Here is a 24,130-nt window from a genome sequence, read left to right as displayed (position 1 = left end):
GGGCTAAAATGCTTTCTATTTTAGCCCCTTTTCTTCTTTCTCTCGTGCAAGGTTTCTTTAGTCCTTCGGAAGCTGCCCTTGCGGTGTATAGAGCCAAATCAGCCATAAAGGTTCGTCCCCTGTGTTCACATGCTGATGCGAGACACCGTCTGGAATAAACATAAAGTCATTTTGTTTAAATGATTGTCTTTCTCCATCGCAAATGACTTCGCCAGACCCTTTAATCACATAATCAAATTCCTCTGAACCCGGGTGATTGTGTACTGAGCTTGCTTCTCCCGGCTCAAAAATAGTGAGACCTGCCATCATATGCTCTGATCCAACGGTATCTGGTGTGATCGTTTGAAACACCTTCCGAATCATGTTCTCTTCTGGATGATCTAAACCTAACCATAATGGATGACCGTCTTGAAATGGATTTAACACTTTAATTTTCATTGTTGATTCCTCCCTATTCATGTTTAGTTCACACTGACATGTGAACGTTTTGTATTTGGTGAATAAATATCATTAATGTTCCAATGTCCATCAGTAGGCACAGGATCATTTTTCATCGCTACATCAATGACACATGGTTCCTGAGAAGCGATCGCTTCAGCCAAAGCTTCTTTGAATTCAGAAGCCGCCGTAATTTTGATCCCCTTCATCCCATAACCTCTTGCAATGGCTGCAAAATCAGGCGAATAGCTTTCTCCATCTTTTCTAAAAACAGTGCCGTATGTCGTTTCATAGTGTGCCATTTGCAAGCCGGCGATCGTTCCAAACGCACTGTTGTTCATCACAATCCACACGACAGGAATTTTTTCTTCCATAGCTGTTGCAAGAACAGATGGATTTTGACCGAATCCGCCGTCCCCGACAAGTGATACAACGACACGGTCAGGCTGGGCAATCTTTGCTCCAAGTGCAGCAGGAGCGCCAAATCCCATCGTCGCAAAACCACCTGGGGTTAAAATAGTGCCTGGGGTGAATACAGGAAATTGCTGTCCGACCCCATTTTTATTCCAGCCAACATCGGTTGTAATGAAGGCATCAGGCGGCAATACTTCCCGCACCTCCTGCAAAATACGTTGTGGTTTCATCGGGAAAGACTCGTCTTGAATATTCGTCAAATTGCTCTTCTGAAATTCCTCACGATATACCGCAATGTCCTTTTTCAATTGAGGGCGATCCAGACCTTCTGGCAGCCTTTCTTTCGCCACACGATTGAGTACGGTCAACGCCTGCTTGAGATCTGCTACCGCTCCAATTTCCGCAGGATAATTTCGGCCAATTTCATTCGGATCAATGTCAATATGAATGAGCTTGGTTGATTGGAAATTGAACGTATACTCCGATTCCCACGAACTCGCATCTGCTTCAGCAAAACGGGTGCCTAAAGCCAATATATAGTCCGCTGCTTTACACTGATCATTGATAAATTTCGTCCCCCAAAACCCTGTCATGCCAAGGGTCATTGGATGATCATCTGGCATCGCCCCTTTCCCCATCAAAGAATGGGCAACAGGGATACTCAAATGGTCAGAAAATGCCTTTAACTCTTCTGCTGCATCGGCTAGTAAAATGCCTCCCCCTACATATAAAAGCGGTTTGTCTGCCTGCAGCAATCGATCTAATATCCGATTCGCTGTTTGATCATCAATAGATGGTTTTTCAACGGTGTGTGTATGATGAGCGATTTGTTCAAATAACGACACATCTAAGTCTTTTGAGAACACATCCATCGGAACTGAAATCAGGACTGGCCCAGGGCGGCCGCTTTCAGCTAACTGAAACGCTTTTGATAAAATTTCTGGAAATAATTCTGGAATGTCGACTCGCCATGCTCTTTTCACAAACGGGCGATAAATTTCGTATTGAGAAGCATCGGAATGAAGATTGATTTCTTGGTGTGGGTGCTTTCCGTAGTAATGACTTGGAACATCTCCTGCAATGACAACCATTGGAATGGAATCGAGTGCAGCATTCGCTACGCCTGTTGCCGCATTGGTGAGTCCAGGACCTAAGTGACTGAGCACAACAGCCGTCTGTTTTTTCGCTCGTGCATAACCGTCTGCTGCATGCGCAGCTATCTGTTCATGTCTGACATTCACAAATTGAATACGGCTTTTTTCTAGCGCTGATAAAAAAGCAATATTCGTATGACCGCACAGACCGAAGATATGCTCAACTCCTCGATTTTCTAAATACTGAATGACCTGTGTAGATATATTCTTCTTCATGTTTCTCTCCTCTCACGGTGCAGCTATGAATCTGCTACTCACTGATTCTTTGAAAACACAATCGATAGAACGGTATTCAAATCCTGTATCGCAACTTGTCCAGGTGCTGAGCTTTCTTTCCCTACAGCAAAGGTCATGATAGACCCAAAGAGTCCACCTACCATTCTTGTGAAGGCGCCATATTCCCCCATCGCCATCGAAATAACGGGGATGGACAGATGCTTGTTCGCCTTGCCCGTCGCAGAAAGCAGTGTCAATGCATCCTCATAGGAATGCGGCATGACGGCGATCTTTGCGATATCGGCGCCAACCGATTCTGCATGGGTGAATAGCTCCACAAGCCGATCCGCCGCAGGGGTACGCTGGAAATCGTGGTACGACACAATCAAGATGACCCCGTTTCTCTTAGCCGCCTGACTGACTTGCTGGATATGCGAGACATCATGCATTAATTCAAAATCAACGGCAGCCACAAGCTGAGTGGAACAAAGCTCGACAAGCAGGGAAACCTTTTCATCCTCTGAGAGTGAGATGCGTTCGCCTCCCTCTTTTTCAGAACGAATGGTGAATAAAAATGGGATGCTATCTGCCTTTTCGATCATCCCTTTCAAGGTGGCGATGACTTGTTCCTTGTCATTGAGGTGATTGAAAAAATCCGCTCGCCACTCTATCACATCAGGCTTTTTCTCAGCTAACACCTCAACTTCAAGAAACAATTCTTCCTTTGTTTGTCCAATGAGCGGCGTACAAATCATTGGCTGACCGCCATTTTGCACATTTTTTAACTTTTGCTGAAAGACATTCACATCCATCTGCCCCCTTTATAGCCCATTTGGCAGCACAACCATTTTGGTTTCGGTCATCTCCTCGATGGCGAAACGTGGGCCTTCCCTTCCAATACCGCTTCGTTTAATCCCGCCATATGGCCAGTGATCTAGTCTGAAATTCGATGTCCCATTGATGACTACGCCGCCAGTTTCAAGCTCTTTTGCTGCGTGTAACGCAACATCTAGCTGATTCGTAAAGACACCTGCCTGCAAACCATATCGACTATCGTTTGCTTCTTTGATTGCCTCATCCAGCTCCTCATATGGGAGAATGCTGACAACTGGACCGAACACTTCTTCACAGACGACCTTGGCTTGTTTTGGCGGGTTTAGCAAAATAGCCGGTGTGATGCTTGCGCCATTTCGTTGTCCTCCAGATAGAAGCTCGGCACCCATTTTCTCTGCCTCTTGTATCCATGCCTCCACACGTTTTGCTGCCTGTACATCAACCATACAGCCGATATCACTTTCACTAGACAGCGGATCTCCAACGACAAGCTGCTCTACTTTTTGTTTAAGTGTCTCAGTAAATGACGACATAATTTGCTTGTGAACATAAATTCTTTGAACAGAAATACAGCTTTGACCAGAGTTGCTAAAGCCCGTTTTGGCACAAAGAGATGCGGCTTGCTCGATATCTGCATCATGATGAACAATCGTCGCTCCATTTCCTCCGAGTTCCAGTAGTACCTTTTTTAATCCAGCAGAGTTTGAAATATGTTCTCCGCCCACCGCACCGCCAGTAAAAGAAACAAGATTGGTTCTTTCATCAGTGACTAACTGTCTGCCGGCGTCTACTCCTCCAATCACAAGCTGCAGGCTCTTTTCTGGAAACCCTGCTTCAAGCAGGAGCTTAACAAACGCTGTGGCAACAGCTGATGTTTGCGGTGCTGGCTTTAAAATAATGGCATTCCCTGCCGCAAAAGCTGGACCGATTTTGTGACAAATTAAGTTGAGAGGCGCATTAAAAGGCGTAATCGCCAACACAACCCCAACCGGCACTTTAAATGTCATCGCCATTGCTCTCTGTCCACGGGAAGATACATTGCCAGGAATGGTCTCACCGATTAGTCGATTGGCTTCTTCGGCTGACTGCGCCAGCGTTTCAATTGATCGTGAGACTTCATCTCTTGTATTTTTAAGCGGTTTGCCTAATTCTAAAGAAATGAGTTTTGCAAAATGCTCTTTTTGTTCTTCCAATAAGGCAGCTGCCTTTGTTAGAAGCGTTGAGCGTTCTAATGCTGATATTGCCGCTAATTGTTTTTTAGCTTGCTGCGCAATAGAAAGCGCCTGTTCTATATCTTCTGAGGATGCAAGATAGGATGTACCGATCATTTCCCCAGAGTATGGATTGATAATGTCTTCTTTGACATGGTTTGCATCCAGCCATTCGCCGTTTATATATGACAACGCTTTCAATTCACTCAAATTCTCTCACCCTCCTTCAAGTGACGCGTCCCGACCCCCGCATAACGAACAAGTCTTTCTTCATTCGGACAAGGACCTTTCACTAGGGCACCTTTGGTCAGCTCTTCATATGCATGCGCCACGATGCCCATTCCTCTGGATAAGGAAAAGATGCCTTTTGCCGCTTCAGCTGGAATGTTTAATTCACATTGGATAGCAGCAGATACACCATCTATGTTCATCGTAATTTTTTTCCCTTTTAATTGTTCAAGTTCATGTCTAATCGCCTCAGCTAACCGTAAGTACGTTCCGCTGATATCACCTTGCTGCACATATGTTTGACTCAGCTCATACAGCCGTCTCACTCTCGGATCATCGTCATGCAGCTGATGACCGATTCCCGGAATTTTTTCCTTGCGGGCTAACCATGTCTGACATACTTGCTTTGCAGCAGACTTGATATCCTTGTGTTCATCGTAGGCTGCTTTGGCTTCGTATAACATACGCATCGCCTTTTCACCAGCTCCGCCATGAATATCACCTAATAGATTCACCCCTGTTGCAACAGAAGAATTAAACGAAATGCCGCACGTAACCGCCATTCTTGCCGCTGCAATAGACGGTGCTCTTGGCCCATGATCCGCACCTGCGACAAGAACACTTTCAAAAAGAGCTGCCTTCGAATCATCTAGTAATTCACCAACAAGCAGTAGATAAAGCATCTGTGGATACGATAATTGACCAATAAGCTCTTCAATTGGATAGCCCCGAAGTTCAATTGAATTTTTTTGAATATGACTAATCTCAGTCTCCCACCAAGCGCCTCCTTCTTTGTATATTTCCAGTGCACTTCGATTTTTCATTGTGTGAATCATTCCTTTAGCCACTTATTTGGAGATGAACGACTCCTTTTATTCCGTCTAGTGGAATTCAATTTCACTTTTTGGAATGTGTTTTCATTGTAAGCGCATTCGTTTTTATCGTCAATCATTTTTTCTGAAAATACTGTCTTTTGATGAGAAATTAAGTGAATCGAACTAATTATTTCACCACTTCTTCTTCAATTTACCCTTTATTTAGTCAAACAGACTTATGTAGATCGTTCTACTAATTAATGAACCATTTTCGTTTCATTCTGTCAAATTCAGCTGAAATTTGACATAAAAAAACCTCTCCATCTACTGGAGAGGTCACTTATTTTATTTCCACCAGTCATCAAACATGGAAGCGGGTACTTGACGTTTATGTTCTGATTGAACATAGCGTTTTTCAATCGCTTCTGCTGCTTGATCTGAAACTGGTTTTCCTTCTAAGTAATCATCAATTTCATTGTACGTAATACCAAGTTCTGTTTCATCCGTTTGCTGAGGTTTATCATCAAGCAGATCGGCTGTTGGTTTCTTTAAGTATAGACGCTCTGGTGCTTGCAGCGCTTCTAGTAGCGTCCGTCCTTGGCGTTTCGTCAGACCTGTGAGCGGAAGGACATCTGCACCGCCATCACCATACTTCGTGAAAAAGCCCGTCACAGCTTCAGCTGCATGATCCGTTCCAATGACAAGTAAGCCTTCCTGTCCACCGACGGCATACTGTGCGATCATTCTCATGCGTGCTTTGACGTTCCCTTTATTAAAATCAGACAGCGCACCGCCTGTTTCCTTTTGATATTGTTCACTGAATGCCGTCACGGCAGGTGCGATGTCATATTTCCAAGACTTGTCCGGCTGAATAAATGATAGAGCCAGCTGCGCATCGTCTTCATCTTGCTGCGTGCCATGCGGTAGACGGACTGCAATAAAGACAGCATCCTCTTTTCCTTCTTGACGAAGCTCACTTACAGCGAGCTGAGCGAGACGGCCGGCAAGCGTTGAATCCTGTCCGCCGCTAATACCGAGAACGAATCCTTTTGCACCGGTCTTTTTCAAGTAAGCCTTTAGAAATCCAACCCGTTTTTCGATCTCCTGCTTTGGGTCAATTGAGGGCTGCACATGCAACTCTTGGCTGATTTTTTTCTGCAAACTCATACACTTTTCCTCCTAAGCATCCTCTACATGAAGAGAACAGGTTTTACTTCCATTTCAATTGATTTACCTACGATTTTAGCCACTTTATTATATCATGTTTTGAAAAAAGATATTTTTTAGACGTTCCCCTTTTTCATAAATGATCAAACATTCACAAACGAAATAGACCAAGCCGTTTTGACTGGTCTTTCCTTTTCAATCAATCTCCACCCGGATGGATGTACAGCTTGAGCCATTGCATTTTCCAATGTCGGCAGGACATGCAGACACCGCGACGATGAGGTCCATTTCTGCACGCAGACGAATGTAATCACCGGAGAGCGATTTTGGTAGCTCGACAGACAGCTTTCCTTTTTCATCAATGACTGTATTCATAAACGCATTAAAAGGATAATACATATCTTCCTTTGGAATCCCGAATGGCTCAAAAGCCGTTCTGAGATTATCGTAGCATGTATGCATGACCTCTAGGTGCGTCCTGCCGTATAAGAGCTGATACATTTCTTGCCGGCACGCAGGCATATATAAATCATGACATTCGACTGTATCTTCAATGACCGTAAACATTGGTTTATATAAATTAGAATAAAGCTGATCTCCCTTTTTCACCTTGGAAGAGAACAGGCTATCCATTGTAGCGCCTTGATCAAATTTTTCATAAAAATCCTTTTCATGATAGGCCATCACGTCTGCTACTTGCTGCCCTTCGACATCAACCACTCGCATACATTGTCCTTTTCCTAACCGAAAGCCAAATCCATCCTTTGGTAAAATCACGTATTCTCCGTTCATCACATGCACTCCTTTCCATGTTGACAGTATGCCCAAAACGTCCTCTTGATCATGTATAAAAAAAAGAGGCGGTCACAAGCTAATGCTATTGAATCGGAAAGGTGTTGCACATGCATTGAAAGAAGAACAATCTTTATCTTGGTGGCAGCTTTCTCTTATCGGAGTCGGCTGTACAATCGGCACTGGTTTCTTCCTTGGTTCCAGCATCGCTATTACAAAATCCGGTTATTCCGTCTGCATTTCATTTTTGCTTGCGGCAGTCGGCACATATCTCGTCTTTAAACACCTGGCTGCGATGACAGCCGAGAACCCAGATAAGGGATCATTTTGTTCCTATGCCCGAAAAGCCTATGGGCGCTGGGCGGGTTTTAGTAATGGCTGGGTGTATTGGTTTTCAGAAATGCTGATTACAGGTAGTCAGCTGACGGCGATTTCTCTTTTTACTCGTCACTGGTTTCCATCCATTCCACTTTGGGTATTTTCAGCGATTTATTCCGCTCTTGCCCTGCTTGTGATTATCATTGGGCTTTCTTCTTTTCAAAAGACGGAAAATGTTCTTGCCGTGCTGAAAACTGGGGCGATCCTATTGTTTGTCGTCCTTGCCGTTCTTGTTTTATGCGGCATTCTCACAGAGCATAGGCCCACCCTCCACCTGCCAAATAAAGACCATGAATGGATGCCGCTCGGCCCACTCGGTCTATGGAATGGGCTGATTTATGCGTTTTATGCTTTCGGGGGAATTGAAGTCATGGGGCTGATGGCGGTTCATTTAAAAGACCCGAAAGACGCCGCAAAATCTGGACGTGTGATGCTGATCATTCTTGCTGTCATTTATATCGTCTCCATCGGACTTGCGCTTTTGCTTGTTCCAGTGACAGCCTTTAACGAGAATAGCAGTCCATTTATTACATCACTGGAACCATTTCATTTATCGATTTTCCTTCATATCTTTAATGGCATTTTCATTATTGCCGGGTTTTCCACATTGGTTGCCTCCCTCTATGCAGTCACGACATTGCTTGGCACGATGTCGGAACATCACGATGCACCTGCTTGTTTTAAACAAAAAGAACCATCTCATGTCAGATGGTCTTCGATCTTGTTAACTGCTGCTGGATTGATTGTCTCGATTTTGCTGGCACTCTTTTTGTCCAAACACATATATGAGCATCTCACAACAGCAGCCGGTTTAACTCTTTTATACACATGGGTGTTTATTCTGCTATCAAGTAAAAAGCTGTCAAAACCATCTACTCGTCAAACGTGTGAAACGGTTCTTGCCCTGCTCTTAATCGGTGCGGCCGTTACAGGCACTCTGACAGAGGCAAGCGGACGACCCGGCTTTTTTATAAGCCTTGGGATCATCGCCGTGATTGGCATCATGGTACTCTTTATGAGAAAAAAGTGGAAACAGGATCAGGCCGCATCATAATTTCATCATGTTTTTTAAAGCAGTAAATGGACATTTGGCGGAGGCTGGTTTCTCCGCCTCATCATCTGAGAGAAAATATTGCTTCCATTCATGATTTGTTGGATCACCGTACCATTTTAACGATGGATGGACGTCAACTTGATCATATGCTTTGAGCCGCTTGCGAACGAGCTGGCTCATTTTTTTTCCAAACTTGGTCGATCCATTCAATTTTTCGAACACCCATCTAGGCTGAAATGCCATCATGACATATGGAAAGTGGCGGCTCTTTCTGAGCTTATGAGCTGGTGTCGAACACAGAATAAAATAAGCCTCGCCATGAAAACAGTACTCCCATTCATGGTGATGAGGGTCCAGTGGAACCTCTTCAGGCCATGGCACTGCATCTTTTTGATGTAACCGTTGAAGCAATGACCAGAACTGCTGCTCAAATTCTTCAATTGAGCTTTCCTTTAAATCCTGCGGAGTTTCAAAAAAGCAGATAAATGAAGCGTATTGACCAGTTTGTTTAGCGCAGCCTTGATATTCTGTTAGCAGCTCTGCTAACTCATTCACTGCCCCGTCTCCCCGCAGATCACCGACAAATCCATAGCGTAAATGATCGAGAAAAAATCCTTGTCTGCCTGGTACACACGGAAATGTATCTGCCTCATCCCCTACCATCTCTCCAAACTGCGTGAAGGCATCCTGCTTCCATTCTTCGAGTGATCGTAGATTTTGATCAAGGCAACTTTTTGCATACAGCTGGGCCATTTTCTTCCACCTCGTTTTAGCGTCTTCTCCATAGCCTATGAGGAGGAAAAAGCTGTGGTGACTGTCCTTCAACGACTTTCACTGGACATTCACAAGGTGATTGATTTGCCGGATGAAGCAGGAATTCACTTCCATTTATCTAATCATGTATGAGTATGCTTCTGCATATCATCATTTAGCCGTCTCTATCTAATAGAGTTGGTCATTATAAAAGAAATGGGTGAATGACATGCGTCTTCTTTTTCTCCATCCGATGTATCTGATCTTATTTACACTACCAGTGATGGCTTTCCTTTGGGGATTTGTTGGTTATCTGCTATTTAAACAGATATGGCCTGTCCTCATATTAACGTCCGTGATTTCGATGATTTTCATCTTCGCTTATACTGGATTTGACCTTAGCAATCTATATTGGGTCCTTCTGATGACGGCTCTTGCTTTTGTATCAAGCGGACTCTCGAAGGTCATACACGTTCATGTTCAAGAGAAAAAACGGGAAAAGCCTTTATGATTGTTTCTTCTTTAAAAAGACGGAATCAAGCAGCCAATAAATAAAGGCCGCGCAAAAGCTAAATAGATAAACTTTGTAGCTAATAAAGACGACAACACCATAATCAATCCATAATGCGAGCGCCGTACAAACCACCCACGCCCCGATAAAATAAACCAATAAATCACGGCGTCGAAACTTCTCAGGATGACGGTGTAAAACCATTTGGATAGGTGCAGCAAATAGGACATAAGCGATCAAAATGAAAAGACTGGTGACCTCCACATAACTGAATCTCGTATCAGGTGGGGCAAACAACATGGTATAAACAAATGTCGCTGTGATCACAGACAAAATCAGCATACACACATAGTTGAATGCTGGCAGGAACATACGCATGGCAAAAACTCCTTCAATTTTATGTATCTTCCATCATTATTGAAGAGTGTCCTATTTCTGTCAAATATGAAAAAGGGCTAAAATGATTTAGATTTTAGCCCTTTTTCTTATCAACCATTCTATCCAATGAGCGCCATGATCCCTTGATATCCAAAATAGGCACCGAAGCCAAGTAAAGAGAGACCTGCCAGAACGGATAAGCCGTGCAACATTCGTTCATTTAAATACCGTCTAAACGTACTGGCGAGTAGCGCCATACAGAAATCCCATAAGAGCATGCCGATAAAAATAGCCACGCTATACATCAGCATTTGAGATGCTCCATACTTTTCGATCGTATTGGCTAAAATACTGCCATAGATTCCAAGCCAAAATAAAATGCTAAGCGGATTGGAAAGAGAAATGAAAAAGCCCGTCATGAATGAATGCCCGATCGACGTGTTTCCTCCATCCTTCTTTGGACTTTCCTGCAAATTGATTTTACGAAGGCTTTCAATACCGGTATAGGTCAGAACGAAAAAGCCGAACAGCCACAAAAAGGTTTTCACAAGAGGTGCAGTCAAAAGCTGGGCGACACCAAAATAGATGAGGAGCATATAGACAATATCCGCAGCCATAGCCCCCACACCAAAAATCCAAGCGTGCCAAAATCCACTTTTAATCCCTCTGTCGATTTGGGCTGCATTGACTGGCCCAACAGGCGCTGAAAGTGACAACCCTAAAAAGATATAACCAAAAAACACCGCCACATAGACGTCCTCCTTTTGATGCTGACTTGTACATGTTATTCACGCTTTCGTTGTTTTAGTACAAGTCCTTCGTCACCTTTTCTGAAGATATGCTATACAAAAGGAGGAGCCACCAGAGCAGCTGCTTATCGATCGGCTTTCATCGCCGGCGGCTGTGTGGGTATGGTTTCTTTTTTCCGAGATCGATTCATTTGAATGGCAGCCGCAAAAAGGAGAACAGCTAAAAAGGCGAAAACAAAGACGGCGCTTGCCGCACCTGCCCACTCAAGGCTAAACCCAATCAAAAAGGACAAACAAGCTCCACCTAAACTAGCGGCGGCAATAAAATAACTCGTGGCCTCGTCGATGGCATTTTCAATCATTAATGCAGAAGCCGTCAAGGCAATGGGGAACATGCCAGCTGCGCACAGACCGATGAAAAAGATAAGAATTAGCTGCGCGGCGATGTGGGTGGCTAGAGCAAATACGGCGAGTAGCACAATCATCAGCGCTGCGCTTAACTTTAAAAAACGAAGCGGATGCAGCTGATCGGCTTTTCTCGCAATGACAGTTCTGCCAATGACGATCGCTGTCCAAAAAGTAGAGACCGCAAAAAGACCCCAGTTGTCTCCCCCTTTTTCTAGCATGATCGACGGTAAAAAGTTCGCAAAGTTCGTTTCAATTCCTGCGTAGAAAAACGCAAAACAGATCATCAGCACCACAATCATTCGATTCCCTCGATCAAACAGCAAGGACGGTTTCTTCATGTCTTGAATAGGAGCCGCCATCTGCCCACGAGGGAGCTTATTCATAAAAGTAAGCCACAGCATAAGGAAAAAAGTCAGTGCACCGACTTGAAATAAAAACACATAATGCCACGTTTCCTCTGTCACAGTCAGCAGAATCAATAGAGGAAATAATAATGCACCTAATCCAAAAAAGACCTCCATGATGCTGATTCGCTTTGCACTGTTTGCCATTGAAATGACATACGCCCCGGCCGTTGTCTCAAGACTGCCAGCACCGCTCCCAAGGAAAAAACCTGCCACCACAAGAATCGTCCAACCTGGCACCAAAAGGCCAAGAAGAAGCGCTCCGATCATCAGCAGCAATCCCATCGTCAGAACAGCGCCGTAGCCTTTTTTCCTCACAAGAATGGGCGACAAAAGAACGCCTGTCAAAAAGCCAATAAACTGAAAGAAGATTAAAGAAGATAATTCCCCAGGACCCTTATCGTAACTAGACAGCAAATAAGGCGTTAAACTGCCAAAAAACACATGAATGGTCCCAATAAAAAAATAAAAGATACAGCCAAAATAAAACACCTTTTTCATCTTTTCACTTCCTCTAAAAAGGAGCGGAGTCATGATATCCTCCGCTCCACCTCTTCATTAATATGCGCGGGCAGAGACGACAGCCTCTTCCCTCTCGAAGCACGTATTCAGCGCAGCCTGCGCGCGATAACCATCTGCAAAATCAGCTACCTTCATATGAGATGGATATGAGTTTGTATTTACCCAATGCATCAGCTGATCACGGAATGTATCAGACCATCCATAAAATTCATTTGGTGGATCTGTCAGCAATGTTTGCGGCATTTGATGTCGCTCTACACACAAGCCATCACTGATCTCATATTCGTTTTTCATGTTTGTATGGTATTTAAAAACCTTGTCATGCCCCACCACTTCTACACTAAATCCACATTCCTCCGGCTGCGTACTTTTGGACGTCACCAAATGAAAGAACACTTGATTCTCCATTTGCCCAAAAATTTCGGTATGGTCATCAACCTGTACCTTTTTCTCTTCTTTTTCCTTTACATGTGTCAGCATCTTCGTATTAAGGGATTCTTTTTTCATTTCACTGCCAAATAAGTACCACAGCATATCAATCAAATGAATCCCTAAATCTCCTAATGCACCGCTTGTACGCAGACTTTCGCCGCTGTCTCTCCACGAAAATGTCTTTCTTCTAAGGGCACTATTTTTCTTAAAATGTGTCCGTACTGTCAAAACGCGTCCTAATTCACCATTGGCGATCAAGTTCTTCAAAATATTCACAAAGGATAAATAGCGATAGTTAAAGCCCATACTGGCTTGAATCTGGAACTGTTTGGCTGTCTCCACCATTTCCTTCGCTTCTTTTAACGATACAGCCATCGGTTTTTCGCATAAAATCGGCTGTCCTGCTCTAAGCGCCTGAAGGGCATGGTCCTTGTGACAGAAGTTAGGGGAAGCAATGATCAATCCATCTGATGCATCCGCTAGTGTTTCGATACTGGCATACACCCGTCCACCGTACTGTTTAATAAATCCTTGTGCGACGGATTCGTGCAAGTCATAGACCCCAGATAATTCTGTACCTTTGATCGTTGATAATGCTCTAGCATGTGCTTTTGCAATATTCCCTGCTCCAACAATTCCAATTTTCTTCATGAATGTGCCTCCTCATGTTTATACATCACTGTTTTCAATGTTTCATAGATTCCTTTTGCATACCCATGATGACAAATTTGATGATGGTGCCGTTTGGCTTCGGCTGTTGCATTTTGGACAAGAAAGCCGTGCGTGACGGATTGAAGCATCCGCAGATCATTCCCACTATCACCAAAAGCAAAGCCCTTATCTTTTGACAGGTTATATTGATTCAGCATAAACCGAACGATTTCATCCTTTCCTGTTCCCACTGGTAAAAAATCAACGTCATAACAATCCGCAGGGTCACCCGCAAGTGGGTTGCATTTGTTGATGTTCACCTCCACTCCCCGCTCCTTCGCAAGTGTTTGGATGAATGATAGATGATGGAGATCTGTTCGTTCATCCTGCTCCTGATAATAGAAATTCTTTTTATACCCAGAGCTGCCTAGCTGCGTTTGCGGCCTAAGGGTGATCCCCTTTTCACGTACGGCTTGCAGAATATCTTCAATTTTTTCGTCTGAAAAGCCCTGTGCATCAAGCCGTTTCATCCATTCTGCATCCGGCTGTCCAAATTTCCCATCTGATGTATACACGATTTCAGTTCCTAAATTCGACGCAATAAAATGCGGGAATTGATAGAAACCGCCTTTCTCCATTTTGCTCGTAACAGAATCAAGGCTGCTTCCCGTCACCCAGCCCAGCATGAGCTGTCCGGCTTCGCTCTTTTCTGCCACAAAAGCTTCCAGCCGTTTTACATCCTCTCTCTGCTCCTCGGTCATTCCGTGAGAATAATAGGTCTCATCGAAATCACAGAAGACGATCCACTGCGGATGTTGTGGTTGATGCACCAGCTTTTTATTGAATGGAAGATTTGATAACATGATGGACCCCCTCGATGACTTTCTCCTGATCTTGCAGCGGCATACCTGGATAAAGCGGCAAATGGAGTAATTGCTGTACGGCTTTTTCCGTATGTGGAAGTGCCGTTTGTTTATACTTTTGAGAAACAAGATTCGTTTGATGCTGATGCGATAAAATTGGGTAATAGACATCTGTTTCTATGCCCATTTCCAGTAATTTCTCTGCCAGCTCATCTCGGCTTCCCTTCACCACTCTGATCGGGAATAGATGCCATACATGATCCTCTGTTAGCTTCGGAAGCTTTATATAGCCCTCGTCCTCCAGCGTTTGCAGCTGATCTATGTATCTCTTTGCCAAGTAAAAGCGTTTAAAGTTTTGTAAACCTAAATATTTCATTCGTTCTAGCCCGATTGCGGCCTGTAAGTTATCAATCTTAGAATTAAAGCCATAGTCACTGCGCTTCACGTTTTTCTTTCCTGGTTCAAAACCGTGATAGCTGATTTCCATGCATTTTTCGGCTAGGGCTTCATCATTTGTCGCGATGGCTCCTGCCTTTCCGCAAACTCCAAGGTTTTTGTAAGGATTAAAGCTGAGAACAAGTCCATCCCCAAATTCCCCAAGCCCGCTACTGCCAATCGCCTGACAGCCATCCTCAATGATCGATAGACCATGCCGTTTCGCAATCGTCGAAATGGCCTTCATATCCGCTTGCTTTCCATACAAATGAACCGGAAGAATACATACTGTCTTATCTGTAATATGCTTTTCTATTTCATTCGGCGCTAGGCAGTAGGTGTCTGGATCAATATCGGCATAGACTGGAACCGCACCAATCGCAAGCACTGCATTTTCTGTTGCAGCAAAGCTGTTGGCAGGCAGGATGACCTCATCTCTAGGATGGACGCCTGCTGATATTAAACTGATCATCAAGGCATCTGTTCCACTTGATGTGGCAATGACATATTTTTTCCCTAAGTATGCTGCGAGCGTCTTTTCAAACTTTGGAATATAAGGGCCTGATGTAAAACGGCCTGAACTTAATACTTCTTTCAGCACCTGCATAATATCATCAATCTCATCCTCTGAAATCAGTTTATCGACCGGCAGGAACGGTATCTTTTTTTCCTTATTTTGTTTATAATGGAAGAGAATTTTTTCCAAACCTGTACGCGCAATATCTTGCTCAAGGAACGCAGCAAGCTTATCATTCGCTAGATTCTTTTCAACTGAATCAGCCTTTACTTGAACACCTTGATTGATCATATCCAGCAACGGTAGATAATCCTTGCTTTTACCTGATATCTTCGTCAATATTTGCATTCCATTCCCTCCAATTAATCAATTCCATTTGTTAATATTTAACTTGTTTCACATTGTAAATGATGTTATCGATTTCAGAACAATAACTTTGTGTAAAGGATTTGTTAATATGTGTACAATTTATGAAATTGCCAAACGCTGTGGGGTTTCAACGACCACTGTTTCTCGGGTGCTGAACAACCATCCATATGTATCCGAAGAAAAGCGCCAGCACATTTTACAGGTGATGAAGGAAATGGAGTATACACCAAGCTCAGCAGCCCGCACCCTTCGGTCACATCAGACAAAAACCATTGCTGTGTCTGTTCCAGCTGTGGACCATCCTTTTTTTGCACAATTGATTAAAGGCATTTCAAAGGAAGCGCTGGATCAAGGGTATAAAGCCATCGTGCTCCAGACGTTTTATCAAGAATCAGCAGAACTTGAAGGGCTTCAATTATTAAAAAGAAAAGAAGTAGATGGTGTCATATTGGGGGCGTTAGAAAATAAGTGGGCAACAATCGAGCCATTTTTAGCAAACGGCCCGATCGTCATGGCAAATGAATTTCATCAAACAGCAGACATTCCGATTATCGGATATGATGAGCGGGAAGCTGCTTATAAAGCGGTTGACTACTTGATTCAATCAGGGCGTACATCCATTGGATTTTGCTTTGATACAGAAAGCAGTGAAGCGCAAAAACAAAGAAAGCAAGGCTATCTTGATGCGCTTTCTGATCACGGTTTGCCGCTTAAAGAAGATTGGCTGTTCGGCGAGGCTTTTACCATTGAGGACGGCTTTCGTTTAATGGACTTAATCCACCGGATGCCGGATGCGCCGGATGCGATTTTCACCGGCAATGATCAAGTGGCAGCAGGCCTCATTAAACAAGCCATTTCATATGGATATCACATTCCTAAGGATTTAGCGGTGATCGGTTATGACAATCAAGACATTTGTGAGGTGACAGCACCAACGATCACGACCATCGACATCCCCATCGTCGAGCTCGGCCAGCAGGCTGTAAAACAAATGATTCAGCTGCTCCAAGATCAAAAACCATTACAACGTGAACATATTCAGCTACCTACTCGGCTTGTCACACGAGAATCCACATAAAAAAAAGACTGAGAAATCTCTCAGTCTTCCATTTTTCAATCAATCGATCAACCTATATAAATTGAGCAAGAATAAATGTCCATATACATACGATGCCGAGCAAAATGAAGCTGTACTTCACTGTTTTTTGGAAGAGCTCAGATTCTTTACCTGTTTCTCCAACAGCTGCTGTTGCAATGGCAATGGATTGTGGAGAAATTAATTTCGCCATCACACCACCGGTCGTATTTGCCCCGATTAACAAACCTGCCTGAGAGCCGATTTGAGAAGCGGTGACTGCTTGAAGGTTGCCGAATAAGGCATTGTTACTCACAACAGATCCCGTAATAAACACGCCGATCCAGCCAAGCACTGGGCTGACAAGCGGGAATAAATCGCCTGTTTTAGCAAGCGCTAGTCCGATAGCAGAACTTAGACCTGCAAAGTTCGCCAAATTGGCAAAGCCCATAACAAAACAAATTGTAAGAACAGGGACCCAAAGCTCTTTGACCGCTGCATTTAAGCAGGTAGCCCCTTCTTTTAATGTAATATGTCTGCTGAACAATCCTGTCAGCATCACTGCAATTAGAATAGCGGTACCTGTTGCACTAATAACATCAATTTTAAAGATCGCATCAATCGGTGTTTCTGTTTGGGCAATTGGCGGTAATTTCACAATTTGCTGATGCAGAAACGGCATTTTCACTAAAATGGTTGTCCAGTTAAGCGGTCCTCCTTCAGCAAATAATGCTTTAAAAGCTGGTAGGCTCCATACAGTAATGACGGCAGTTAAAATATAAAACGGAGACCATGCTTTCAGCACCTCAACCCCGCTATACGTTTGTTTCTTCTCAATGGCTGGTGCCCCTTCTTCACGATAAATATGTTTCGGCTGCCATTTTCGAAGAAATAAAGCCAAAATTCCCATACTCGCTAAAGCTGAAATAATATTGGCAAGCTCAGGGCCCATCGTGACCATTGTAACAGCCTGCAGAATCGCGTAGCTTCCACTCACAACAAGCAAGGCCGGAAGCGTTTCTTTGATCCCTTTAAAGCCGTCTACAATGAGAATAAGCAGAAACGGGATACAGAAAGAAATAAACGGAATGGTGTACACAAGGGTTTGAGACAGCTCAAGCGGCGTCATATTCCCCATTTGTGCTCCAGTAATAACCGGGATACCTACTGCACCAAAAGCGCCAGACGCAGCATTTGCAATCAAGCAAAGCATGGCGGCTTTTAGTGGTTTAAACCCAAGCTCTGTTAAAAGAGCGGCACTAATCGCAATCGGAACACCGAATCCAGCGGCTCCCTCTAAAAATGCGTTAAAACTAAAACCAATTAATAAGAGCTGTAACCGTTGATCTTGAGAAATTCCTGCAATACTAGAACGAATGACATCAAACTTTCCAGACTTCACAGCAATTTTATAGAGCCATACGGCCATGATGACGATATATCCAATCGGCCACAGCCCATTAGATACACCGAGCACCACAGCAGATAATGCTTTTTCAATTGGCATATGAAAGAAGAAAACAGCTGTTACAAAACTGACGATCAAGGTAAAACAAGCGGCTAATACCCCTTTTAACTTAAATACAGTTAATGCTAGTAGGAAAAACAAGATTGGAAGCATGGCCACCAATGCACTGACGAACTCATTACCAAACGGATCATATATTTGCTGCCACATAGTGATTCATCCTTTTCTGCTCAGATAGGTTGCCTTTGATTGATTAAAAATGAGGAGCTAAAATTTCTTTTAACACATTCACACTGTGTGCGAACTTTTCTTTTTCTGTGTCATTCAGTGCAAGCTCCATAATTTCAGTTGCACCATTTCGGTTCACGAGGGCAGGTACACCAATGTAGACATCTTCTGCTCCGTATTCTCCATCTAAATAAGTGCTGACAGTCAAAATGCTGTTTTCATTGTGTAAAATGGCTCTAGTAATACGGGCTAAACTCATCGCTACACCGTAATAAGTCGCGCCTTTTTTCTCAATGATTTGGTAAGCGGCATGACGGACATTTTCCATGATGTCGTCTAAATCTTCTTGTTTGTATTGGTCATTTCTCTTCATTAATTCTGTGATTGGTACACTTCCGATATTCGCATGGCTCCAAACAGCAAGCTCTGTATCCCCATGCTCTCCAATGATGTACGCATGCACATTGTGCGCCGCTGCTTCAAAGTACTCACTAAGCATGTATCTGAATCTTGCCGTATCAAGCGTTGTTCCACTACCAATCACTCGTTCTTTTGGCAGTCCACTGAATTTCCAAGTCGCATATGTCAAAATATCAACTGGGTTCGTAGCAACTAAGAAAATACCATCGAATCCGCTTTTCATCACATTGTCTACAATGCCTTTAAATATATTTAAATTTTTCTCAACAAGATCAAGTCTCGTTTCACCTGGCTTTTGGTTTGCACCAGCGCAGATACATACAATGTCAGCATCCTGACAATCCTCATAATCTCCATACCAAGTATTCACAGGATGCGGGGCGAATGCTTTCCCGTGGTTTAAATCCATGACATCACCCATTGCTTTGTCTTGATTCAAATCGATGACTACCAATTCATCTGTGATCGCTTGATTTATTAATGTAAAGGCATAACTGCTGCCGACAAAACCTGCTCCAATAAGTGCTACTTTGTTTACTTTTTCGTTTGTCATTTATCTCATCCTCCTGAGTAAAACTAGGTTGTTTTTCTTATGTGAAGTATTTCACATTCTTATTGTGCAATACTTCACAAACTTTTGCAAGGGGATTGCTCAAAAAAATAATGTAGCCATTTTGTGAACACTCTTATTGTGGTTTTAAACCGCTGTCCCCATACATTTTCTCATAAGAAAAAAGCCGCCAAACACTCTTTGGCAGCTTCTTTCTTATTTAATAAGGTCCCCAATTGATCATGACACCGATACAAATAAAGACAAGGCCGATGACGAACCAAATGAGCGCAAGCGGCACCATAAAACGCAGCCATTTCACGTAAGGAATCCCACTTGCAGCCAAGACAGCCATCAACACACCTGAAGTCGGATTCACGCAGTTGACCACCCCTTCACCGAGCATCACTGCTTCTACCGCTACTTGTCTCGTGATACCCATTAAATCAGCAAGCGGCGCAAGAATCGGTATAAAGACAACCGCTTCTCCTGATCCTGATGAAATCAAAAAGTGAAGGAGCGCACTGGCGATATACATGCCGATCGCACCAGCGATTGGACTAAACCCTGTCAGCATACTCGCAAGCCCATTCACCACAGTATCAAGCAGCTTGCCGTTTTCCAAAATGACTGAAATGCAGCGTGCCATGCCGACAATGAGTGCGCCGTATACAAGGCTTTGACAGCCGACAATAAACGTTTTTGCAATATCATTGGCAGCTAATCCCCCAAGCAGACCAGCAGCAATTGCCATGAAAATGAATACACCAGCCATTTCCTTATCGGTCCAGCCGAGCTGAAGCGCACCATATAAAAAACCCCCAAGCGACAAACCGCACACCGCTAAAATCAGCTTATGTCTACCGGTGAATTCAGGCTTGTCCACAGATTCCGCATCAGCTCCTCCTAGCCCTTTAGCTGGAAACCACTCGTCACCAAGCAGGCTTCCCTTTTCTTTATTTTTCAAGCGTTTTGTATATAAATAGATGTACACAATACTAGATAGAAGAAAACAAAGATAAATGATGACACGCAGCCCAATACCAGAAAAAATCGGCAGTTCTGCAATCGTTTGTGATAAACCTAATGGAGATGGAGACAAAATGGTTGCGTTAAAACCTGCATAACAGCCGATGTAAATAACCGCCGCTCCCGCCACTGCATCCCACTTTAAAGAACGTGCCACAATGATCCCAATAGGAATAAAGCCAATGACCGAGTTCACCACAATTCCGGTCGTCCCAAGTACAGAAAACAATCCGCCAACAATACAAATAAACAATAGCTGTTTCGTTTGGAACCGGCTGATGACATTGTGAATCATCCCGTTAATGGCACCTGTCTTTTCCAAAATCGCAATGGTTCCGCCAGTAAAAAGAATCAGAAAAATAATAGAGGATGAACCAACCATCCCTTCTTGAATCGCTGTAAAAAAACCAACCGGACTAACTGGTGATTGATCAATACGGTGATAACTGCCAGGAACAGCTGTTGTGATCTCTCCTGACGTTTTCCGATCAAATTCACCGGCTGGTACAAAATACGTTGCGATCGTACAAATTAAAGCAATCATAAATAAGAGTACATACGCATCCGGCATCTGAAGTTTTCTTTTTTGTTTCTCAGGTGCTGATACTGTTGCTGTTTTCATCTGTCAAAACCCCTTTGTCCCGATCGGAATTTCACTTAATTTTCTGAATAATCAAATGATGTGTTATATTATAAACACTGATGATATTTAAGATCAATATTATTTCACTAAAAGAATGTTTTGGCAGATTATCTGTCAGCAAGGAGGCTTCTCATGACAACTTTGACAAACGAGATGAAACAAACCGTGACAGACATCTTTGAACATCTGCACGCCCATCCAGAAATCAGCTGGGAAGAGACAAATACGACAGCTTATATTGAAGCTCTATTAAAGAAATTAGGCTGTAAAACGAGAACATTTGAAGACTGTACAGGGGTAATCGGTGAAATTGGGGAAGGCGCACCAGTGGTTGCTGTGAGAGCCGATATTGACGCACTGTGGCAGGAAGTAGATGGCGTATTTCAAGCCAACCATTCATGCGGACACGATGCACATATGACGATGGCACTTGGGACATTCATGGCATTGAAAGAAAAAGAACTTCCAAGTGGCACGATCCGATTCATTTTTCAGCCTGCCGAAGAAAGAGGCGGCGGCGCTTTAAAGATGATCGAAAAAGGTGTGTTAGCTGACGTCGATTATTTATACGGGGTGCATGTGCGCCCAATTCAAGAAACCTTAAACGGACGCTGCGCTCCTGCCATTTTGCACGGATCAAGTAATCATTACGTCGGGACCATTCTAGGGGAGGAAGCACACGGTGCACGCCCGCACCTTGGGGTCAACGTCATCGAAGTTGCGTCTACGCTTGTGCAGAGACTGGCGCATATCCATGTCGATCCACGAGTCGCCCATTCTGTGAAAATGACCAATTTAAATGCAGGCGGCGGCAGCTCCAACATCATCCCTGGCAAGGCCTCTTTTACACTAGACGTTCGGGCACAGACAAACGAAGTGATGGATGAATTAGAAAAGGAAATTGAAAGAGCATGCCATTCTGTAGCGGATGCTTTTGGCGCCTCTATCACACTTTCAACTGATCATCGTCTTCCAGCTGCGACATTAAATGAAGAAGCTGTGGAGATCATGTCACATGCCATTGAGCAAGTGCTAGGCAAAGAACAGCTCGATCCACCGATCGTGACGACAGGCGGAGAGGACTTTCATTTTTATGCAGCTGAAGTTCCGCATATTAAATCGACGATGCTTGGTTTAGGCTGTGATTTAAAACCAGGGCTTCACCATCCTTATATGACATTTGACCGCTCTGCCATTTTTACCGGAATTGAGATTTTGACGGAAGCTGTATACGAAACACTTCAGCAGCATTCATCGTAAAATAAAAAAACCACCCGTCTTTCCTGAAGCGGGTGGTCTCCTTTATTTTACGCATTCACATCTGTCATTGCCGGTACATTGATTTCTTTCACACAGGACACCCTGGATAGATGAATGACACATCTCGCCAGCTCGACAATATCTTGTACAGGTATTCTCGTTTCATCATACAGAGCAATGGCTTTTTCAGCGCCATCTTCGTACGGAACTTCTGCCGCCAGCTCTCCTGGATTGATACAGGTAACGGATATTTTATCTTTCCTTACGTGCTCTCTTAGTGCGTTCACAATACCACGAAGCCCAAATTTAGAAGCAACAAAAGAAACCTGAGGCAAATTCGTATGGTCAAGTCCAGCAGTAGAACCAATGACGATGATCTTTCCATTCTCAGATGTCCTTACGTGCGGAAGCAGGGCTTGGATGTAGGTAATCGTTGAGGTAACGTTCACATTGATTAAATGAGCGATATCCTCCGGTTGATCAAGATCGAAAGAATAATCATCTTCAAAGCCGCGTTTCTCCCATAAACCTACGTTATAAATGAGTACATCAATCGTTTGATTCTTCAATGCTTCGAGCATAAAAGGGATATGGGTTTGGCTTGATAAATCGATCTTCAGCCAAATTCTACGCACTCCATCATCTATGTTCAAACTGCTTGGTTCACTTCGTGACACAATCCATACTGTATCTCCACTTGAAGGAAGACCTTTTACAAAGGCATCCCCTAATCCTTGACTCGCACCAAATATGATATAGTTTTTACTCATGCTTCCTCCTTCATGGCTCACTTACAAGCTTCCATCCATACACCCATTCATCTGTAAGCGTTTTATACCTATATCATACAATGTCTTATACATGCCTGCCCCTTTTATGCTCATCTTCACTTTCTAAATGGCCTAGCTTCCTTATTTCCTTTAATTCCGCTGGTAACGCACGCTCTTCTATAAAGCTTTTGATCATGTCGACAAAAAGTTCTTTCTTTTCAAAAGTAAACGTATGTCCAATGTCAGGAACGATGAACCCGGCTGCATTCGGGTGTGCATTCGTGATTTTTTCTGCTGACCTAGTCATAATGCTCTTTTCCTTTTCTCCCACTGTCACAAGAATCCGTGCCTTCGCTTGTTGAAACGTCTCAGGGAGCTTGTAATGAAGATTTTCTTGAAACATCGTAAGCAATGTCTTCTTCTGCAATTGTTTGGAATCCGCTGCATAATGATCCAGTACATCGTTTGGAAGTCCCATCTTTTCTGCTTGCAGCTGGATGAACCAATCTTTCTTTAATAACGGATATGTAAGAGGTAAAATGGGCCTTACCATCAAATAGAGCCATGGTAATGGCAACACAAGGGCGCTATTGATAATGGCGATGTCTGCGATGTCTGGCTCTCTCGATAACACATCAACGGCTACCTGTGCACCTAGAGAGAAGCCAATTAGAATGACTGTACGACCATGTGCATGCTCCTTTATCCATGAAATGATTTCAAAAGCACTTTCTCGCATGGAAAACGATGTTTCATTTGCTCTTGTCCCGTGACCGATAAAATCAGGGGTATAGCATTCATACGTTTCCGTGAATATTTCCATATGCTCCTGCCACATCCAGCTGCTTACGCCTCCACCGTGCAGGAAAATCATCATTGGTTTTTCCACCATCGACAACTCATCCACCATCCTTATATATAAGAAAAAGCAGTCGCTTTTTGAGCAGACTGCTTTTTCCATATGCTCCCTTCTATTATAAGGGAACTGTTATAC

General features: G+C 43.6%; 23 protein-coding genes. 4 read left to right on the top strand and 19 right to left on the bottom strand.

Going from position 1 to position 24,130, the window contains the following annotated elements; translation table 11 throughout:
• Positions 1-57 precede the first annotated feature (57 nt).
• The 7 genes from MKY11_RS01805 to MKY11_RS01775 form a co-directional block, all read right to left on the bottom strand.
• Positions 58-438 (bottom strand): cupin domain-containing protein, encoded by a 381-nt coding sequence (locus MKY11_RS01805; RefSeq protein ID WP_024718975.1) that lies wholly within the window; start codon positions 436-438, stop codon positions 58-60.
• A 23-nt stretch (positions 439-461) separates the two neighbouring features.
• Positions 462-2,222, bottom strand: coding sequence for a thiamine pyrophosphate-binding protein (locus MKY11_RS01800; RefSeq protein ID WP_342501774.1), 1,761 nt, complete (start codon positions 2,220-2,222; stop codon positions 462-464).
• A gap of 38 nt (positions 2,223-2,260) precedes the next feature.
• The gene (gene aroD / locus MKY11_RS01795) at positions 2,261-3,034 is read right to left on the bottom strand and encodes a type I 3-dehydroquinate dehydratase (RefSeq protein ID WP_041508216.1); all 774 of its coding nucleotides are present in this window, start codon (positions 3,032-3,034) and stop codon (positions 2,261-2,263) included.
• Between the two features lie 9 nt (positions 3,035-3,043).
• The gene (locus MKY11_RS01790) at positions 3,044-4,477 is read right to left on the bottom strand and encodes an aldehyde dehydrogenase family protein (protein WP_217967579.1); all 1,434 of its coding nucleotides are present in this window, start codon (positions 4,475-4,477) and stop codon (positions 3,044-3,046) included.
• The gene (locus MKY11_RS01785; protein WP_025206709.1) at positions 4,474-5,331 is read right to left on the bottom strand and encodes a citryl-CoA lyase; all 858 of its coding nucleotides are present in this window, start codon (positions 5,329-5,331) and stop codon (positions 4,474-4,476) included. Before MKY11_RS01785 ends, MKY11_RS01790 begins: the two co-directional genes overlap by 4 nt.
• Positions 5,332-5,655: 324 nt before the next feature.
• Entirely contained in the window at positions 5,656-6,477 is an 822-nt protein-coding gene (nadE, locus tag MKY11_RS01780; RefSeq protein ID WP_024718980.1) for an ammonia-dependent NAD(+) synthetase, read from the bottom strand.
• Positions 6,478-6,672: 195 nt separating this feature from the next.
• Positions 6,673-7,269, bottom strand: a complete 597-nt coding sequence (locus MKY11_RS01775; protein WP_144679673.1) for an urea carboxylase-associated family protein — start codon at positions 7,267-7,269, stop codon at positions 6,673-6,675.
• Positions 7,270-7,351: 82 nt separating this feature from the next.
• Here MKY11_RS01775 and MKY11_RS01770 point away from each other — a divergent pair, with 82 nt between their 5' ends.
• Complete coding sequence (locus MKY11_RS01770; RefSeq protein ID WP_268373329.1) at positions 7,352-8,701, top strand: amino acid permease; 1,350 nt, start codon at positions 7,352-7,354, stop codon at positions 8,699-8,701.
• Here MKY11_RS01770 and MKY11_RS01765 read toward each other — a convergent pair.
• The gene (locus MKY11_RS01765) at positions 8,696-9,454 is read right to left on the bottom strand and encodes a YqcI/YcgG family protein (protein ID WP_342501773.1); all 759 of its coding nucleotides are present in this window, start codon (positions 9,452-9,454) and stop codon (positions 8,696-8,698) included. The genes MKY11_RS01770 and MKY11_RS01765 overlap by 6 nt on opposite strands.
• Positions 9,455-9,683: 229 nt before the next feature.
• On the opposite strand from MKY11_RS01765, the gene MKY11_RS01760 reads away from it, so the two are divergent.
• Positions 9,684-9,965 (top strand): DUF2651 family protein, encoded by a 282-nt coding sequence (locus MKY11_RS01760; protein WP_342501772.1) that lies wholly within the window; start codon positions 9,684-9,686, stop codon positions 9,963-9,965.
• Here the strand turns inward: MKY11_RS01760 and MKY11_RS01755 are convergent.
• From MKY11_RS01755 to MKY11_RS01730, 6 genes are all read right to left on the bottom strand, one after another.
• On the bottom strand, positions 9,960-10,343 hold the full coding sequence (locus tag MKY11_RS01755) for a UPF0715 family protein (protein WP_041508211.1): 384 nt from the start codon (positions 10,341-10,343) through the stop codon (positions 9,960-9,962). The two genes, MKY11_RS01760 and MKY11_RS01755, sit on opposite strands and share 6 nt — an antisense overlap.
• Before the next feature lie 119 nt (positions 10,344-10,462).
• Complete coding sequence (locus MKY11_RS01750) at positions 10,463-11,092, bottom strand: LysE family translocator (RefSeq protein ID WP_024718986.1); 630 nt, start codon at positions 11,090-11,092, stop codon at positions 10,463-10,465.
• Positions 11,093-11,217: 125 nt separating this feature from the next.
• A complete protein-coding gene (locus MKY11_RS01745) occupies positions 11,218-12,405 on the bottom strand; it encodes an MFS transporter (protein WP_255816843.1) in 1,188 nt (395 codons plus the stop codon).
• 57 nt (positions 12,406-12,462) lie between these two features.
• A complete protein-coding gene (locus tag MKY11_RS01740; protein ID WP_047945856.1) occupies positions 12,463-13,509 on the bottom strand; it encodes a Gfo/Idh/MocA family oxidoreductase in 1,047 nt (348 codons plus the stop codon).
• Positions 13,506-14,372, bottom strand: coding sequence for an HAD-IIB family hydrolase (locus MKY11_RS01735; protein ID WP_159145373.1), 867 nt, complete (start codon positions 14,370-14,372; stop codon positions 13,506-13,508). Before MKY11_RS01735 ends, MKY11_RS01740 begins: the two co-directional genes overlap by 4 nt.
• Complete coding sequence (locus MKY11_RS01730) at positions 14,347-15,672, bottom strand: DegT/DnrJ/EryC1/StrS family aminotransferase (RefSeq protein WP_135010183.1); 1,326 nt, start codon at positions 15,670-15,672, stop codon at positions 14,347-14,349. The genes MKY11_RS01735 and MKY11_RS01730 overlap by 26 nt, the downstream gene beginning before the upstream one ends.
• Positions 15,673-15,781: 109 nt before the next feature.
• On the opposite strand from MKY11_RS01730, the gene MKY11_RS01725 reads away from it, so the two are divergent.
• Positions 15,782-16,771 (top strand): LacI family DNA-binding transcriptional regulator, encoded by a 990-nt coding sequence (locus MKY11_RS01725; RefSeq protein ID WP_255816840.1) that lies wholly within the window; start codon positions 15,782-15,784, stop codon positions 16,769-16,771.
• Between the two features lie 52 nt (positions 16,772-16,823).
• Here the strand turns inward: MKY11_RS01725 and MKY11_RS01720 are convergent, their stop codons facing one another.
• The 3 genes from MKY11_RS01720 to MKY11_RS01710 all read right to left on the bottom strand — a co-directional run bounded on the left by MKY11_RS01720 (position 16,824) and on the right by MKY11_RS01710 (position 21,085).
• Positions 16,824-18,446: an L-lactate permease gene (locus MKY11_RS01720; RefSeq protein ID WP_041091225.1), complete on the bottom strand. Its 1,623-nt coding sequence runs from the start codon at positions 18,444-18,446 to the stop codon at positions 16,824-16,826.
• A gap of 43 nt (positions 18,447-18,489) precedes the next feature.
• Entirely contained in the window at positions 18,490-19,437 is a 948-nt protein-coding gene (locus MKY11_RS01715; protein WP_025206699.1) for an L-lactate dehydrogenase, read from the bottom strand.
• 217 nt (positions 19,438-19,654) lie between these two features.
• Positions 19,655-21,085 carry a YfcC family protein gene (locus tag MKY11_RS01710; RefSeq protein ID WP_007498311.1) on the bottom strand — a complete coding sequence of 477 codons (1,431 nt, stop codon included), beginning with the start codon at positions 21,083-21,085 and terminating at the stop codon, positions 19,655-19,657.
• Between the two features lie 153 nt (positions 21,086-21,238).
• Here MKY11_RS01710 and MKY11_RS01705 point away from each other — a divergent pair, with 153 nt between their 5' ends.
• Positions 21,239-22,366 carry a M20 peptidase aminoacylase family protein gene (locus tag MKY11_RS01705; protein ID WP_256688976.1) on the top strand — a complete coding sequence of 376 codons (1,128 nt, stop codon included), beginning with the start codon at positions 21,239-21,241 and terminating at the stop codon, positions 22,364-22,366.
• 47 nt (positions 22,367-22,413) lie between these two features.
• Here MKY11_RS01705 and MKY11_RS01700 read toward each other — a convergent pair whose 3' ends face one another.
• Entirely contained in the window at positions 22,414-23,136 is a 723-nt protein-coding gene (locus MKY11_RS01700) for an SDR family oxidoreductase (protein WP_024718996.1), read from the bottom strand.
• Between the two features lie 85 nt (positions 23,137-23,221).
• Positions 23,222-24,097, bottom strand: a complete 876-nt coding sequence (locus MKY11_RS01695; RefSeq protein ID WP_342501771.1) for an alpha/beta hydrolase — start codon at positions 24,095-24,097, stop codon at positions 23,222-23,224.
• Positions 24,098-24,130: the final 33 nt, after the last annotated feature.

This window comes from Bacillus sp. FSL W7-1085 (assembly GCF_038595035.1).
In the GTDB taxonomy this organism is placed as follows: Bacteria; Bacillota; Bacilli; order Bacillales; family Bacillaceae; genus Bacillus; species Bacillus altitudinis.
Note: the sequence above shows the minus strand (reverse complement) of the source record. Positions and strands in the feature narration are given on the sequence as shown.

What these genes read in the sequence shown, in the direction of transcription:
- MKY11_RS01710 (WP_007498311.1), bottom strand. Translation starts at nt 21,085, where the DNA reads ATGAAAACAGCAACAGTATCAGCACCTGAGAAACAAAAAAGAAAACTT.
- MKY11_RS01760 (WP_342501772.1), top strand. Translation starts at nt 9,684, where the DNA reads ATGCGTCTTCTTTTTCTCCATCCGATGTATCTGATCTTATTTACACTA.
- MKY11_RS01770 (WP_268373329.1), top strand. Translation starts at nt 7,352, where the DNA reads ATGCTATTGAATCGGAAAGGTGTTGCACATGCATTGAAAGAAGAACAA.
- MKY11_RS01755 (WP_041508211.1), bottom strand. Translation starts at nt 10,343, where the DNA reads ATGCGTATGTTCCTGCCAGCATTCAACTATGTGTGTATGCTGATTTTG.
- MKY11_RS01800 (WP_342501774.1), bottom strand. Translation starts at nt 2,222, where the DNA reads ATGAAGAAGAATATATCTACACAGGTCATTCAGTATTTAGAAAATCGA.
- MKY11_RS01785 (WP_025206709.1), bottom strand. Translation starts at nt 5,331, where the DNA reads ATGATTCACACAATGAAAAATCGAAGTGCACTGGAAATATACAAAGAA.
- MKY11_RS01765 (WP_342501773.1), bottom strand. Translation starts at nt 9,454, where the DNA reads ATGGCCCAGCTGTATGCAAAAAGTTGCCTTGATCAAAATCTACGATCA.
- MKY11_RS01725 (WP_255816840.1), top strand. Translation starts at nt 15,782, where the DNA reads ATGTGTACAATTTATGAAATTGCCAAACGCTGTGGGGTTTCAACGACC.
- MKY11_RS01745 (WP_255816843.1), bottom strand. Translation starts at nt 12,405, where the DNA reads ATGAAAAAGGTGTTTTATTTTGGCTGTATCTTTTATTTTTTTATTGGG.
- MKY11_RS01715 (WP_025206699.1), bottom strand. Translation starts at nt 19,437, where the DNA reads ATGACAAACGAAAAAGTAAACAAAGTAGCACTTATTGGAGCAGGTTTT.
- MKY11_RS01700 (WP_024718996.1), bottom strand. Translation starts at nt 23,136, where the DNA reads ATGAGTAAAAACTATATCATATTTGGTGCGAGTCAAGGATTAGGGGAT.
- MKY11_RS01730 (WP_135010183.1), bottom strand. Translation starts at nt 15,672, where the DNA reads ATGCAAATATTGACGAAGATATCAGGTAAAAGCAAGGATTATCTACCG.
- aroD (WP_041508216.1), bottom strand. Translation starts at nt 3,034, where the DNA reads ATGGATGTGAATGTCTTTCAGCAAAAGTTAAAAAATGTGCAAAATGGC.
- MKY11_RS01740 (WP_047945856.1), bottom strand. Translation starts at nt 13,509, where the DNA reads ATGAAGAAAATTGGAATTGTTGGAGCAGGGAATATTGCAAAAGCACAT.
- nadE (WP_024718980.1), bottom strand. Translation starts at nt 6,477, where the DNA reads ATGAGTTTGCAGAAAAAAATCAGCCAAGAGTTGCATGTGCAGCCCTCA.
- MKY11_RS01805 (WP_024718975.1), bottom strand. Translation starts at nt 438, where the DNA reads ATGAAAATTAAAGTGTTAAATCCATTTCAAGACGGTCATCCATTATGG.
- MKY11_RS01695 (WP_342501771.1), bottom strand. Translation starts at nt 24,097, where the DNA reads ATGGAAAAAGCAGTCTGCTCAAAAAGCGACTGCTTTTTCTTATATATA.
- MKY11_RS01735 (WP_159145373.1), bottom strand. Translation starts at nt 14,372, where the DNA reads ATGTTATCAAATCTTCCATTCAATAAAAAGCTGGTGCATCAACCACAA.
- MKY11_RS01775 (WP_144679673.1), bottom strand. Translation starts at nt 7,269, where the DNA reads ATGAACGGAGAATACGTGATTTTACCAAAGGATGGATTTGGCTTTCGG.
- MKY11_RS01705 (WP_256688976.1), top strand. Translation starts at nt 21,239, where the DNA reads ATGACAACTTTGACAAACGAGATGAAACAAACCGTGACAGACATCTTT.
- MKY11_RS01720 (WP_041091225.1), bottom strand. Translation starts at nt 18,446, where the DNA reads ATGTGGCAGCAAATATATGATCCGTTTGGTAATGAGTTCGTCAGTGCA.